Origin of the sequence: Stenotrophomonas sp. 22692 (assembly GCF_052045015.1) — a bacterium.
Taxonomy (GTDB): domain Bacteria; phylum Pseudomonadota; class Gammaproteobacteria; order Xanthomonadales; family Xanthomonadaceae; genus Stenotrophomonas; species Stenotrophomonas geniculata.
This window is the reverse complement of sequence record NZ_JBQEMR010000047.1, coordinates 1-13,631: the sequence shown is the minus strand read 5'-3', so window position 1 is coordinate 13,631 and position 13,631 is coordinate 1. Positions and strand designations below refer to the sequence as shown.

The following is a 13,631-nucleotide window of genomic DNA, read 5'->3' as shown; positions in this document are numbered from 1 at the left end:
ACCCCCCCCCCCCCCTCTCCCCCTCTTCCTCTTTCCCCCCCAGGGTTGGGGCTGCGCAGGGCGCTGCTGCAGGATCTGCGCGATGCACCGGCGGGTGACTTCGATTTCCTCGAATGCGCGCCGGAGAACTGGATCCATGTCGGTGGCCCCGCTGGGGATGCGCTGGCCGAGCTCGCGCAGCGCCATCCGTTGAGCTGCCACGGTCTGTCGTTGTCACTGGGCGGCAGTGCGCCGTTGGATACGCAGCTGCTGGAACAGGTCGGCCAATTCCTGGAAATGCACCGCGTGCCGCTGTACAGCGAACATCTGAGCTACTGCAGCGACGACGGCCACCTGTACGACCTGCTGCCGATTCCGTTCACCGACGAAGCGGTGCGCCATACCGCCGCACGCATCGCCCGCGTGCAGGACCTGCTGGGTCGCCGCATCGCGGTGGAAAACGTGTCCTACTACCTGGCACCGGAGCCGGCAATGGACGAACTGGCCTTCACCAAGGCCGTGCTCGCCGAGGCCGACTGCGACCTGCTGCTGGACGTCAACAACGTCTATGTCAACGCCTGCAACCATGGTTACGACGCCGACGTCTTCATTGCCGGGCTGCCTGCAGAGCGCATCGTCTGCCTGCATGTGGCCGGGCACCTGGACGAGGCACCGGACCTGAAGATCGATACCCATGGCAGCGCGGTGATCGACCCGGTCTGGGAGCTGCTGGCGCGTACCTACGCGCGCATCGGCCCACGCCCCACCCTGCTCGAACGCGATTTCAATTTCCCGCCCTACGCCGAACTGCAGGGCGAACTGCAGACCATCCGCCGCCTGCAGGCCGCGCACGCCGGGGCTGTACATGGCTGACACCACCGACACCCTGCGCGCGCAGCAGCACGCGTTCACCGCTCACCTGCGCGATCCGCAGGGCGTACCACCACCGGCCGGTCTGGAGCCACGCCGGGTGGCGGTGTACCAACGGCTGCTGTTCGACAATCTGCTCGGCCTGTTGAGCAACGGCTTCCCGGTCTGCGTGCGCCTGCTCGGCGAACCGGCCTGGAGCGGACTGCTGCGCCAGTACTTCGCGACCCATCGCTGCCAGACGCCGCTGTTCACCGAACTGGCCGCCGAATTCGTGCAGTGGCTGCAGGCGCAGCCACAGCTGCCGCATCCGGCGTTGGCCGAACTTGCTCATTACGAGTGGGTGGAAACCGCGCTGTACCAGCTTCCTGCCGAGCCGCTGCCGGTGCCGGGTGACATCGACCCACTACGGGTTCCGCTGCGGCGCTCGCCGCTGGCATGGCCACTGCTGTATCAGTGGCCCGTGCACCGGCTCGGTGCCGAGGACGCACCGTCACAACCGCCAGCCGAACCGACCGGCCTGCTGGTCCGTCGCGAGGCCGATGGCGAGGTGCGCTTTGCCGTACTCAGCCCGCTGGCGGTGTACCTGCTGTCCAGCATCGGCGAACACCCCGGCCTGGATGGCCATGGCTACCTGCGGCACCTGGCCGCCGCGCACGGCCTGGCCGAGGACGCGCTGGCCGGACCCGGTGCTGCGCTGCTGCAGCAGTTCCTGCAGGCCGGCGTGATCGGCCCGCTCGCAGTCCCCGGCTGACGCCCCCTTTCCCCGGAGAACCGCCGATGAACCTCCCGACCCTGGCCACCGTGCGCGGCCAGCTGGACCGTCTCGCCCCCTGGCTGGCCCCGCTCGGCCTGCGCCTGCTGCTGGCCTGGGAATTCTTCGAATCCGGCCGCGAGAAGCTGCACGGCCAGAACTGGTTCGCCGACCTACAGGATACCTTCCCGTTCCCGTTCGACCAGCTGCCGGCCACCCTGAACTGGCAGCTCGCCACGTGGTTCGAACTGATCGGCGCGGCCTGCCTGCTGGTTGGCTTCGGCACCCGGTTTGCCGCGGCCAGCCTGCTGGTGCTGACCGTTGTAGCGACCTATGCGGTGCATTGGCCGATGGAGTGGAACTCGCTGGCCGACCTCGCCATGGGCTATGCGATCACTGACCAGGGCTTCGGCAACTTCAAGCTGCCGGTGCTGTTCATGGCGATGCTGCTGCCGCTGATCTTCACCGGCGCCGGCAGGCTGAGCGTGGATGCGTGGTTGACGCGGTGGCGGCCATCGGGCACGACGGCACGGCCCGCAGTCCGGTAGATGCCGGCCCTGGTCGGCGCGCACCGTGCCAACCAAGGTTGGCACTTACCGGAAGCCTGAGCGTGCGGTGCCCGGTAGGTGTCGACCTTGGTCGACACACGACCACGCAGGGAACCCAAGCACAGAAGGCTGGCCGGTCGCTCAGGGTCGCTCTGCTAGAATTCACGCATGACTGCCCCCACCCCCGCACCTGCCGCCGCTCCCGATTCCGCAGTACCCCAGGCGCAGCGCGCGATGTCACAACGCTTCCGCGGCTTCCTGCCGGTGGTGGTGGACGTGGAAACCGGCGGCTTCGACAGCCAGCGCAATGCGCTGCTGGAGATCGCTGCGGTGCCGATCGAGATGGACGAGAACGGCCTGCTCTACCCCGGCCAGACCGCCAGCGCCCACGTGGTGCCGGCCGAAGGCCTGGAGATCGACCCGAAGTCGCTGGAAGTGACCGGCATCATCCTCGACCACCCGTTCCGGCTGGCCAAGGAAGAGAAAGCCGCGCTGGACCACATCTTCACCCCGGTGCGTGCGGCGATGAAGAAATACGGCTGCCAGCGCGCGATCCTGGTCGGCCACAACGCCCATTTCGACCTCGGTTTCGTCAACGCGGCGGTTGCACGTACCGGTCACAAGCGCAATCCGTTCCATCCGTTCAGCGTGTTCGACACGGTGACCCTGGCCGGCATCGCCTACGGGCAGACCGTGCTGGCGCGTGCAGCCACGGCCGCCGGGCTGGGCTGGGACGCCAACGAGGCGCACAGCGCGGTGTATGACACCGAGCAGACCGCGCGGTTGTTCTGCACCATCGCCAACGCCTGGCCGCGGTGAAGCGGCCAACGGCGGAGCCCCTCGTGGCGTGAAGCGAATCATCCGTTGGGCCGGACGGGTGGACTGCGCAGGGGACGCTGCAAGTACGTCCATGTAAGCTCGGTCGCCGCTTGCTCGTGTGCGCTGTCCTGCGCACACGGCAAGACCGGGGTTGGGCATCCGGCCCAACCCGCCCGAGGCATGCCTCAGGCCCATGCGGCTCACGCCCCTGCGCAGCCCACCCGTCCGGCCACGGACACGTTGCTGGGTGCCACGGAAAGATCAGAAAAGCAGGAGCAACAGCGGATCGCTGCGCTCGTTGGGGCTGCCGACGACCTCTGTGGTGGGTACTCCTTTGGTGGGTGCCGACCATTGGTCGGCACCGCCGGTTGGTGCGGCACTCCAGTAGATCCACGCCATGCGTGGATGCGATCAACCAATGCTCGTGCGATCGCGGCCGTCGCTCTTGGCGCGGTACAGCGCGCGGTCTGCGCGCTGGTACAGCAGCGCCGGGGTGCGGTCGTCGGCGTCCAGCTCCACCAGCCCCGCGCTGAAGGTCACGCGCAGGCCGTCCACACCGGCCCAGTCGGGGTGGTCATGGAACAGGCCGCGCAGGCGTGCGCACAGCTGTGCGGCTTCCTCCAGGCGGGTGTCGTTGAGCAGCAGCGCGAACTCTTCGCCACCAGTCCGCGCGGGCAGGTCCGAGTCGCGGCTGGCGGCGGCGATCAGCCGCGCCACCTGCACCAGCACGGCATCGCCGATGCTGTGGCTGTGGCGGTCGTTGACGTCCTTGAAGTGGTCGATATCCAGCACCACCAGGCACAGCGGATGACCACTGCGCTGCGAACGCGCAAAGTCGCGGGCCAGCGTTTCATCGAAGGCACGGCGGTTGGCCAGGCCGGTCAGCGCATCTTCGCGGGCCTGCCGTTCGAAGGCCTCGGCCTGGCGTGCCAGGCGCTCGGCCAGTTCGGTCTTTTCCTGGTTCAGCGCCTGCAGGTGCACGGTCTTCGCCTGCAGGTCGAAGGTGGCCTCGTCCACCCGCCGCGCCAGGCGCAGGTTGCTGGCCTTCAGCTGCTGCAGCAGCAGGCGGTACAGCGCCACCAGCCCGGCCAGCAGCAACAGTCCACCCAACCCCTGCACGCTGCGTCGCTGCCACCAGAACGGCTCCACGGTGAAGCTCCATACCGCTTCCTGCTGGCCCCAGCTGCCACTCGGATGGGCAGCGGCCACGTGCAGGGTGTAATCGCCCGGCGGCAGGCCGACGAACTCCACGCTGCGCTGCGGGCCGCGTTCGACCCACCCCGCATCCAGGCCATCCAGCCGCGTGCGGTAGCGGATCCGGTCAGACATCAGGTAGCTCAGGCCGACATAGCTCACCGTCAAGCGACGGCCGCCGGGAATGTAGTTGCGGTCCGGGCCCTCCCAATGCACCGGTGCGCCATCCACCTGCACGCTTTCAATCGCTGCCGGCGGTGAAAGGCGCTCACGGAAACGCTGCAGGCGCTGCGGGTCGACGGTGCTCAGGCCACCGGCGGTGACCACCCAGAACGTGCCGTCCTGGCGCAGGATCGCCGATGGCCCGGAGCTGCCGTTGGCCTGCGCATTGGCCATGCCGTCGATCTCGTTGTAGCGCTCCACCATCACCCGGGGTGCGCGGCCATCGGCCACGGCGTTGAGGGTGGCCATGTCGGTGCGCAGTACACCGCGGTTGCTGCTGATCCACACATTGCCAAGGCGATCCGGCACCAGCTGGAACACCGCATCCACCGGCATGCCCTGCTCCAGCCCCACCCGCGCCAGCGTGCCGTTCCGCCAGCGGTACAGGCCGCGGTCGCTGCTGATCCACATCGCGTCGCCCAACTGATGGAAGCCGAACACGCTGCGGCCACCGCCCAGCGGCGCCAGGTCGATCGACTGCACGTGGTCGCCGCGCAGCACGCGGATTCCCTCGATGGTGCCGATCCACAGGTTGCCCTGATGATCGTGCTCAAGTGCGGTGATCAGGCCGCCGGGCATGGCCGGGACGTTCGATACCTGCACACGGTCACCGTCGATGCGGACCACGCCCTTCTGCGTGCCGGCCCAGACCACACCCTGCGGGTCCACGCTGATCGCGCGGATGTTGCCACCCGGCATGCCATCGGCGGCGGCATAGTTGTGCCGCAGCCGGCCGTCACGACCAAGACGGTAGACGCCATCGCCGAACGTTCCGACCCACAGGTCACCGTCCGGGCCCTGCGCCAGGCTGAGCACCGAAGGTGCCTTGCCGCCGCGGTTGTGCAGCGGCATCGCACGGAAGCGGCCATCGGCGGTCTGCAGATCGAGGCCGCTGGCACTGCCGACCCACAGCTGGCGGTCGCGGTCCTCGAACACGGTGCGCACATAATCACCACTGAGGCCATCGCGCTCGGTGTAGCTGCTGAACAGCGTTTCGCGCAGGCGGTACAGGCCGCCGTTGGCACCGACCCAGATGCTGCCCTCGGCATCCTCGCGCAGGCTGACCACGCGTCCACCCGGCAGGTTCAGGCCCGCCGGCAGCCGCTCCAGTCCATGCGAGGAGATCCGTAGCAGGCCCTGGTTCTCGGTGCCCAGCCACAGGTCTCCATGGCGGTCCTGCAGCATCGAGGTCAGGTGCAGCTGGCCCGGCAGGCGGTGCATCAGCACCAGCTGATCATCTTCCACGCGGTACAGGCGCTCGCCGGCGACGATCCACAGCGCGCCGTCCGGAGCGCGGTACGGCCACGACAGGCCACTGCCGGCGCCCAGCCCCCACGCCGCGGGCGCCCGCTTGAGCACGCCGTCGTTGTCGCGCAGCACCAGCCCGTCCAACGTACCGGCCCAGACCCGGTCCTGCGCATCGACCACCAGCTTGGTGAAGCTCATCGCCATCGGCAGGTCGGCGGCCGGCGCTTGGTAGACGATGCCGGTGTCCGGCGTCAGATAGCCGATGCCCTTGCCTTCATAGAGCAGCCACAGGCGGCCCTGGCTGTCCATCTGCATGGACTGGATCAGTACCTGCGGGGTATCGGCCTGGTGCTCCCAGACCCGCCACTGGCCATCGTTACCGCGGTGGCTGACGTTGCCGCGCGAATCACTGATCCACAGCCCGCCCTGACGGTCGACGAACAGCGCACCGATGCCGTTGTCGCGCAGGCCCGGGCGGGTGCTGCGGTCGAACACGGTGAAATCGAGGCCGTTGTATCGCACCAGGCCTTCCCAGGTGGCGAACCACAGGTGGCCTTCGGGGGTCTGCGCGATGTCGCGCAGCGAGTTGTGTGGCAGGCCGTTGCGCGACGTCCATACATCGATGGCGTAATCGCGCAGCGGCGGTGCCCCCTCCTGCGCAGCCACCGGCAGTGACAGGGCCAGCAGCAGCCACAGCAGGCCCTGTCGCAGCCATCGACCGATACCTGATCCGCAGCGCTCCGCCCAGCGCCCGATGTCCCCCTGTCCGGCCATCAGTGCAGCGGCGGCGGCCAGGCAGGGCTGCCGGGCCTGGCAGCATGCGGGAGCTGCCAGGCAGCGCTGAACGGCATGCCGGCGGGAACGGGCTGGCTCATCGGGGGGAAACTGGGAAGATGCGCAGATGATAGGCCAAACCCGGCCCACGGCGTCACCATCGCCAGCCGCGAAGACTCAGCCCGCGCGCCCCGGCGGCGTTACCTGTGCACTGGCCGGCCACTGCACTACCGCCTCCAGCCCGCCTTCGGCGCGGTTGCGCAGCCACAGCCTCGCGCCATCCTTCTCGGCCAGAGCGCGGGCGATGGTCAAGCCCAGACCGGCGCCGCCGGTTTCGCGCGAACGCGAGGTCTCCACCCGCACGAACGGGTCGAACACGGCTTCCAGTTGATCTTCGGCCAGGCCGGGGCCGTCGTCGGCCACCACCACGGTGATCGCGCCGCCACTGCGCTCGACCCGTACCCTCACCCGGTAGGCGTACATCACCGCGTTGTCCACCAGGTTGGAAAACAGCCGGTGCATGGCCAGCGGACGCAACATCAACACCGCACCGCTGCCCCCTTCGAAGACGACATCACCGCCACCCTCGGCGGTGTCTTCAACGATGCTCTCCAGCAGCGAATCCAGGTCCAGTGCGGCACGCTGCTCGGCGCTCTCAGCGCTGCGCGCCAGCTCCAGGCCTTCGCGCACCAACGCCTGCATCGCGGCCAGATCGCCGATCAGGCGCTCGCGCAGTACCTCGTCGCTGACGTTCTCCAGGCGCAGGCGCAGGCGGGTCAGCGGGGTCTGCAGGTCATGGGTGATCGCCGCCAGCATCTGCGTGCGCTCAGCCAGGTGCCGCTGCAGGCGATGCTGCATGGCATTGAAGGCTTCGGCAGCACGCTGCACCTCGCGCGGCCCGCGCAGCGGCAGGGGATCGCGCTGCAGGTCGTCGCCCAGGTCTTCGGCGGCGGCCGCCAGCTCCTGCAACGGCGCGCTGGCGATGCGCGCGACGATGTAGGCCAGCACCGCGATCGCCAGCACCAGCAGCGTCAGGAACCACGGATCAACGGCGAGGATGCCGTTGTGCGCCACCGCCGGCGAATCCAGCGCCAGCTTCAGCAACGTGCCGTCGTTGAGGGTCACGTCGACCGCACGGCACTTGGGCGGGATGAATGCCGGATCACGCTCGCGCGGGTGCTTGCGATGCCCGGGCGGCGGCGGCGGCAACAGGTCCTGCAGCTTGGGAATGCAGGAGCGGAACGAAGCGAAGTGCACATGCGCGCGAGCGACCGGCCCCGGCCGGTCATCCAGGACTTCCATCAACGCCGTGTCGGCCCGCCCCAGGCGCGCGCCGGGTTGCAGCGCGCGGACGCTCGGCCCACCGATTTCGAGCAGGCGCTCACGCAGCTCGGGATTGCCGTCGAGCAGGTTGACGTAGCCCTGCAGGCGGTCGGCGATGCGGTTCAGGTTCTGCCGCTCGAACTCCTGCTGGCGCTTGGAGGTGGCCAGCATGGTCGCGCCGATCGCGGCCACGCTCATGCCCAGCAGCAGGATCACGAACAACCGCCCGACCATCGAGGACAGGAAATGGCGCAGGCGCTTCATCGCGGCTTATTCCAGGTTCACCGAGGAGGCCAGTACATAGCCTTCGTTGCGTACGGTCTTGATCAGCCCGTCCGGGCCACCATCGTCGCCCAGCTTGTTGCGCAGGCGGCTGACCTGCAGGTCGATCGCGCGATCCTGTGCCTCGTAGTTGCGGCCACTGCTGAGCGCGACCAGCTGCTCGCGCGACAGCACCTTGTTGGCATGGGCGATGAACACCCGCAGCAGGCGGAACTCGGCGCCGGACAGCACCACCACGCGATCGTCCGGGTCCACCAGGTGGCGATGCTCCAGATCGAACACCCACCGCGAGAAGCGCGCACGGCGCACCGCCAGCGGCTCCAGGTTGGCTGGCAGCGCCTCGGTCCGGCGCAGCACGTTGCGGATGCGCGCCAGCAGCTCGCGCGGTTCGAACGGCTTGGCAAGATAGTCGTCGGCGCCCATTTCCAGGCCCAGCACGCGATCGATCGGCTCGGCGCGTGCGGTCAGCATGATCACCGGCGTGTTCGAGCGTGCGCGCAGGTCGCGGCACAGGGTCAGGCCATCCTCACGCGGCAGGTTGAGGTCGAGCACGATCAGGTCCACGTGCTCGCGGTCCAGCAACTGGCGCATGGCGGTGCCGTCGGCAGCCGTGCTCACCTGGTAGCCGGCACGGCCGAGCTGTTCGGCCAGCAGGGTGCGGATGTCGTTGTCGTCGTCGACGATCAGCAGTCGGTGCATCGTGTTTTCAGTCTCCATGTCGCGATCATCCCGTGTCGGCAGCTGAACCGCATCCGGGGCAATGCGTACCAGTGTATCCACCCGTGGGCGGGATACCTGTGGTTACGCGTATTCACCGACAGTGTTACATAGAGACATACCCCGAGGATTGAGCCGCCCATCGCCCGGTCTTCACAATGCCCACCAACGCCGCCGCCGCGGCCCCGAGAGTGAAGCCACGACGTGACGTTCCGCCTGCTGCCCGCGACCCGCCGGGGTCGCCTGATACTGATCGCCCTGCTTGCCCTTGCCGTCGCCGCAGCCGCCTGGTGGCTGCTGCGCAAGCCCGCCGCCCCGGCGGTGGCGACCACGCCCGTCAGCCGTGGTGACATCGAGCAGACGGTGGAGGCCACCGGTGTGATCGACGCCTACAAGCTGGTCAGCGTGGGTGCCCAGGCCTCGGGCCAGATCAAGTCGCTGAAGGTGCAGCTGGGCGACACCGTGAAGGAAGGCGATCTGATCGCCGAGATCGACGCCACCACCCAGCAGAACCAGGTGCTCAACGCGCAGGCCTCGCTGGACCAGGTCACCGCCCAGCGTGCCGTGCAGCAGGCCACCCTGCGCCAGGCCGAACTGGAGTTCGCGCGCCAGCAGCAGATGCTCGCCGCCGAAGCCACCTCGCGCCAGGAATACGATGCCGCCGAGGCACAGCTGAAGACCGCCCGCGCCCAGCTGCAGTCCTACGAGGCGCAGATCAAGGGCCGCGAAACAGAACTGGGCACCGCCCGCGCCAACCTGGCCTACACCCGCATCACCGCGCCGATGGACGGCACCGTGGTGGCGGTGGTGGCGGAGGAAGGCCGCACCGTGAACGCCAACCAGACCGCACCGACCATCGTGATGCTGGCGCGGCTGGACGTGGTCACCGTCAATGCCGAGATCTCCGAGGCCGACGTGGTCAAGATCAAGCCCGGCATGCCGGTGTACTTCACCACGCTGGGTGACCCGGACCGCAAGTACCACGCCACGCTGCGCCAGATCAATCCGGCGCCGGCCTCGATCGCCAACGAAAGCTCCTCCAGCTCCAGCAGTTCGTCCAGTTCCAGTTCCAGCAGCGCGGTCTACTACAACGCGCTGTTCGACGTGGAGAATCCGGACGGCACGTTGCGCATCGACATGACCGCGCAGGTCTCGGTACTGCTCAAGCAGGCCAAGGGCGTGCTGATGGTGCCGGCGGTGGCGCTGGGGCCGAAGCGCCGTGGCGACGAGCGCATGGTGCGGGTGCTGGACGACAAGGGCCAGCCGCAGCCGCGCAAGGTCACGGTGGGCATCAACAATGGCGCCTCCGCCGAGATCCTGTCCGGGTTGAAGGAAGGCGAGCGCGTGGTGGTCGGCGAAGCCAGCGCCGCCGGTGCCGGTGCCGGTGGCGGGAACCGAGGCGGCATGCAGATGCGGGTCGGCGGCCCGGGCATGGGGCCGCGCCGATGAGCACGACGGCGCCGCTGCTGCGCCTGCGCGACCTGCGACGCGAGTTCCCGGCCGGTGATGATGTGATCGCCGTGCTGCGCGACGTCAATCTCGACATCCATGCTGGCGAGATGGTGGCCATCGTCGGCCAGTCCGGCTCGGGCAAGTCGACACTGATGAACATCCTCGGCTGCCTCGACCGCCCCACCCGCGGCAGCTACCAGGTGGCCGGCCGCGAGACCGGAAAGATGGCGCCGGACGAACTGGCCGAACTGCGCCGCGAATATTTCGGTTTCATCTTCCAGCGCTATCACCTGCTCGGCGACCTCGACGCGCGCGGCAATGTGGAAGTGCCGGCGGTGTACGCCGGCAGCCCGGGCGCAGTGCGCAATGCGCGTGCCGAGCAGCTGCTGCAACGCCTGGGCCTGGGCGACCGCATGCATCACAAGCCTGGCCAGCTGTCAGGTGGCCAGCAGCAGCGCGTGTCGATCGCACGCGCGCTGATGAACGGCGGCGAGGTGATCCTGGCCGACGAACCCACAGGCGCGCTCGATACGAAATCCGGTGAGGAAGTGATGGCGATCCTCGGCGAACTGCATGCCGAAGGCCACACCATCATCATCGTCACCCACGACATGAGCGTGGCCCAGCACGCACAGCGCATCATCGAGATCCGCGACGGCGAGATCATCGCCGACCGCGCCAACCCGAATGCGCCGGCCTACCGTGCGCAGCGCGAAGCCAGTACCGGGGCCGCCCACGGCAACAGCTGGCGGGCGGCCCGCGACCGCTTCACCGAAGCGTTCCGCATGGCGCTGCTGGCGATGAACGCCCATCGGCTGCGGACCTTCCTGACCATGCTCGGCATCATCATCGGCATCGCCTCGGTAGTGTCGGTGGTGGCGCTGGGCAACGGCTCGCAGCAGCAGATCCTGCAGAACATCAGCGCGCTCGGCACCAACACCATCGACGTCTATCCAGGCCGTGGTTTCGGCGACATGCGCTCGGCGCGGGTACAGACGCTCAAGGCCAGCGATGCCGATGCACTGGCAAAGCAGAGCTACGTGGACAGCGCCACGCCCAGCGTGTCGACCTCGGTCACCGCGCGTTACCGCAACCAGTCGTCCACCGCCCAGGTCAGCGGCGTCGGCGAACAGTTCTTCCGGGTCAAGGGCGTGACCCTGCTCAGTGGCAGCTTCTTCGACAGTGATGCAGTGAAGGGCCTCGGCCAGGTGGCGGTGATCGACGAGAACACCCAGACCCAGTTCTTCCCCGATGTCGACCCGGTCGGCCAGGTGATCCTGCTCGGCAACGTGCCAGCACGCGTGGTCGGCGTGGCCAAGCGCCAGAGTTTCGGTTTCGGCGGCAGCACCAGCCTCAGCGTGTGGGTGCCGTACACCACGGTGATGTCGCGCATGCTCGGCCAGAGCCACGTCTCCAGCATCACCGTGCGCGTGGACGACGACACGCCGATGGATGCGGCGCAGGAAGCGATCACCCGCTTGCTGACGATGCGCCATGGCACCGAGGATTTCTTCCTCAGCAACAGCGCCGAGATCCGCCAGACCATCGAACAGACCACGCGCACGATGACGCTGCTGATCGGCGCGATCGCCGCCATCGCGCTGCTGGTCGGTGGCATCGGCGTGATGAACATCATGCTGGTGTCGGTCACCGAGCGTACGCGTGAGATCGGCGTGCGCATGGCCGTGGGTGCGCGGCAGAGTGATATCCGCCAACAGTTCCTGATCGAAGCGGTGCTGGTGTGCCTGCTCGGCGGCGTGCTCGGCATCGGCCTGGCGCTGCTGCTGGGCTCGATGATCGGCCGCTTCGCCAGCGATTTCCAGGTGCTGTTCTCCACCGCCTCGATCGTTGCCGCGTTCGCCTGCTCGACCTTGATCGGCGTGGCGTTCGGCTTCCTGCCCGCACGCAACGCCGCGCAACTCGATCCGGTGGAGGCCCTGGCCCGCGAATGAAGAAGATGATCCGACTGCCCTTCCCTGCTCCCTCGCGCCTGCTGCTGGTGGGCGCTGTTCTGCTCGCCCTCTCAGGCTGTGCATCGGTGGGCCGCTACCCGGTGCAGGCCCCCGACGTGGCGGCCAGCTACGGGCGTGGCGATGCCACCCTCAACGCACCGGCCGACGACCCGCGCAGCAGCCTGGATACACCCGGCCGCGACATCCGCCAGGACACCTGGTGGACCGGCTTCGGCGATGAACGACTGGACCGTCTGGTGGCGCAGGCGCTGGCCGCCAACAGCGATCTGGCCGCCGCCGGTCTGGCCGTGCAGCGTTCGCGCCTGCAGGCTGGCCTGGCCAGCAACGCGCTGTGGCCGCAGCCTTCGTCTTCCGGGGTCAGTGGCAGCGCCAGCCGCGCCACCGACCAGGCTGATGACTGGCGTCGCAGCTATTCCACCGGCGTTTCGCTGGGCTGGGAGGTCGATCTGTGGGGCCGCCTGCGCACCCAGCGCGACATCGCCCGCTGGGAAGCCGAGGCCAGCGAGGAAGACCGGCAGAACACCGCGCTGCTGGTGATCGGCGACACCATCACCCAGTACTGGAACCTGGCCTATCTCAACCAGTCGATCGCCACCGGCCAGGCCAACCTGGAGCGGCTGGAACGTACCCGCGAACTGGTCCAGGCCCGCTTCGACGCCGGTGCGGTATCGCGCCTGGAAGTACGCCAGGCACTGCAGAACCTGCAGTCGCAACGTTCCGCACAGAGCGCGCTGGAACAGCAGCGGGTGGAAGTGCGCAATGCGCTGACCGTGCTGCTGGACGGCACGCCGTGGCCACAGCAGGACGAACCGCAGGACCTGCTGGCCGCACGCAGCCCCGGGATCAACGAAGGCCTGCCGACCGACCTGCTCGGCCGCCGTCCCGACCTGCGCGCAGCCGAACTGCGCCTGCGCAACAGCCTGAAGACCATCAAGGTGACCGCCACCCACTACTACCCGGCGCTGAGCCTGACCGGCAGCCTCGGCTCCAGTGCGACCTCGCTGGGTGATGTGCTGCGCAACCCGGTGGCCACCCTGGGTGCGGGCCTGTCATTGCCGTTCCTCAATCTGCAGCGCGCGCAGCTGGATACCGACATCGCCGGCACCGGCTACCAGATCGCCGCGACCAATTTCCGCAAGACGCTGTACACCGCGCTCTCGGAAGTGGACAACGCACTGTCGGCACGCGAGCAGCTGGCGCGCCAGGTGGCGGCCTCGCAGGCTTCGTATGACGAAGCGGTGGAAGTGGAGCGCGCGCAGGAAGTGCGCTACCGCGTGGGTGCCACCGACCTGCGCACCTGGCTGGAAGCGCAGCAGACCCGGCGTGATGCCGAGCTGTCGTTGGCGCGCGTGCGCCAGGGCCAGCTGAACAACGACGTGACCCTGTTCAAGGCGCTGGGCGGCAGCGCGGGCTGAGGCCCGTCCTGGGGGGGGGGGGGGGGGGGGGGGGGGGGGGGGGGGGGGGGGGGGGGGGGGGGGG

Annotated in this window: 10 protein-coding genes; 7 read left to right on the top strand and 3 right to left on the bottom strand. The window is 68.5% G+C overall.

What is annotated here, in order from left to right; genetic code table 11:
- Positions 1-45: 45 nt before the first annotated feature.
- From ACTJJM_RS19280 to rnt, 4 genes are all read left to right on the top strand, one after another.
- Complete coding sequence (locus ACTJJM_RS19280; protein WP_010486223.1) at positions 46-852, top strand: HvfB family MNIO-type RiPP peptide maturase; 807 nt, start codon at positions 46-48, stop codon at positions 850-852.
- Positions 845-1,600 carry an HvfC family RiPP maturation protein gene (locus ACTJJM_RS19275; RefSeq protein ID WP_010486224.1) on the top strand — a complete coding sequence of 252 codons (756 nt, stop codon included), beginning with the start codon at positions 845-847 and terminating at the stop codon, positions 1,598-1,600. The genes ACTJJM_RS19280 and ACTJJM_RS19275 overlap by 8 nt, the downstream gene beginning before the upstream one ends.
- A 26-nt stretch (positions 1,601-1,626) precedes the next feature.
- A complete protein-coding gene (locus tag ACTJJM_RS19270) occupies positions 1,627-2,148 on the top strand; it encodes an HvfX family Cu-binding RiPP maturation protein (RefSeq protein ID WP_010486227.1) in 522 nt (173 codons plus the stop codon).
- A 234-nt stretch (positions 2,149-2,382) separates the two neighbouring features.
- Complete coding sequence (gene rnt, locus ACTJJM_RS19265; RefSeq protein WP_005408782.1) at positions 2,383-2,967, top strand: ribonuclease T; 585 nt, start codon at positions 2,383-2,385, stop codon at positions 2,965-2,967.
- 411 nt (positions 2,968-3,378) lie between these two features.
- Here the strand turns inward: rnt and ACTJJM_RS19260 are convergent, their stop codons facing one another.
- The 3 genes from ACTJJM_RS19260 to ACTJJM_RS19250 form a co-directional block, all read right to left on the bottom strand.
- The gene (locus ACTJJM_RS19260) at positions 3,379-6,405 is read right to left on the bottom strand and encodes a ligand-binding sensor domain-containing diguanylate cyclase (RefSeq protein WP_049411504.1); all 3,027 of its coding nucleotides are present in this window, start codon (positions 6,403-6,405) and stop codon (positions 3,379-3,381) included.
- Between the two features lie 177 nt (positions 6,406-6,582).
- Positions 6,583-7,992 carry an ATP-binding protein gene (locus tag ACTJJM_RS19255; protein ID WP_010486233.1) on the bottom strand — a complete coding sequence of 470 codons (1,410 nt, stop codon included), beginning with the start codon at positions 7,990-7,992 and terminating at the stop codon, positions 6,583-6,585.
- Between the two features lie 6 nt (positions 7,993-7,998).
- Positions 7,999-8,727, bottom strand: a complete 729-nt coding sequence (locus tag ACTJJM_RS19250) for a response regulator (protein WP_005408779.1) — start codon at positions 8,725-8,727, stop codon at positions 7,999-8,001.
- 204 nt (positions 8,728-8,931) lie between these two features.
- On the opposite strand from ACTJJM_RS19250, the gene ACTJJM_RS19245 reads away from it, so the two are divergent.
- Genes ACTJJM_RS19245 through ACTJJM_RS19235 form a run of 3 tightly spaced genes read left to right on the top strand, consistent with a single transcriptional unit; the run spans position 8,932 to position 13,567 of the window.
- Positions 8,932-10,176 carry an efflux RND transporter periplasmic adaptor subunit gene (locus ACTJJM_RS19245; RefSeq protein WP_440865890.1) on the top strand — a complete coding sequence of 415 codons (1,245 nt, stop codon included), beginning with the start codon at positions 8,932-8,934 and terminating at the stop codon, positions 10,174-10,176.
- The gene (locus ACTJJM_RS19240) at positions 10,173-12,131 is read left to right on the top strand and encodes a MacB family efflux pump subunit (protein ID WP_440865889.1); all 1,959 of its coding nucleotides are present in this window, start codon (positions 10,173-10,175) and stop codon (positions 12,129-12,131) included. The genes ACTJJM_RS19245 and ACTJJM_RS19240 overlap by 4 nt, the downstream gene beginning before the upstream one ends.
- Complete coding sequence (locus ACTJJM_RS19235) at positions 12,128-13,567, top strand: efflux transporter outer membrane subunit (RefSeq protein ID WP_440865888.1); 1,440 nt, start codon at positions 12,128-12,130, stop codon at positions 13,565-13,567. Before ACTJJM_RS19240 ends, ACTJJM_RS19235 begins: the two co-directional genes overlap by 4 nt.
- Positions 13,568-13,631: the final 64 nt, after the last annotated feature.

Bases quoted from the DNA above. Each gene is read 5' to 3' on its own strand.
- ACTJJM_RS19275 (WP_010486224.1), top strand. From the start codon at position 845: ATGGCTGACACCACCGACACCCTGCGCGCGCAGCAGCACGCGTTCACC.
- ACTJJM_RS19270 (WP_010486227.1), top strand. From the start codon at position 1,627: ATGAACCTCCCGACCCTGGCCACCGTGCGCGGCCAGCTGGACCGTCTC.
- rnt (WP_005408782.1), top strand. From the start codon at position 2,383: ATGTCACAACGCTTCCGCGGCTTCCTGCCGGTGGTGGTGGACGTGGAA.
- ACTJJM_RS19260 (WP_049411504.1), bottom strand. From the start codon at position 6,405: ATGGCCGGACAGGGGGACATCGGGCGCTGGGCGGAGCGCTGCGGATCA.
- ACTJJM_RS19255 (WP_010486233.1), bottom strand. From the start codon at position 7,992: ATGAAGCGCCTGCGCCATTTCCTGTCCTCGATGGTCGGGCGGTTGTTC.
- ACTJJM_RS19250 (WP_005408779.1), bottom strand. From the start codon at position 8,727: ATGGAGACTGAAAACACGATGCACCGACTGCTGATCGTCGACGACGAC.
- ACTJJM_RS19240 (WP_440865889.1), top strand. From the start codon at position 10,173: ATGAGCACGACGGCGCCGCTGCTGCGCCTGCGCGACCTGCGACGCGAG.
- ACTJJM_RS19235 (WP_440865888.1), top strand. From the start codon at position 12,128: ATGAAGAAGATGATCCGACTGCCCTTCCCTGCTCCCTCGCGCCTGCTG.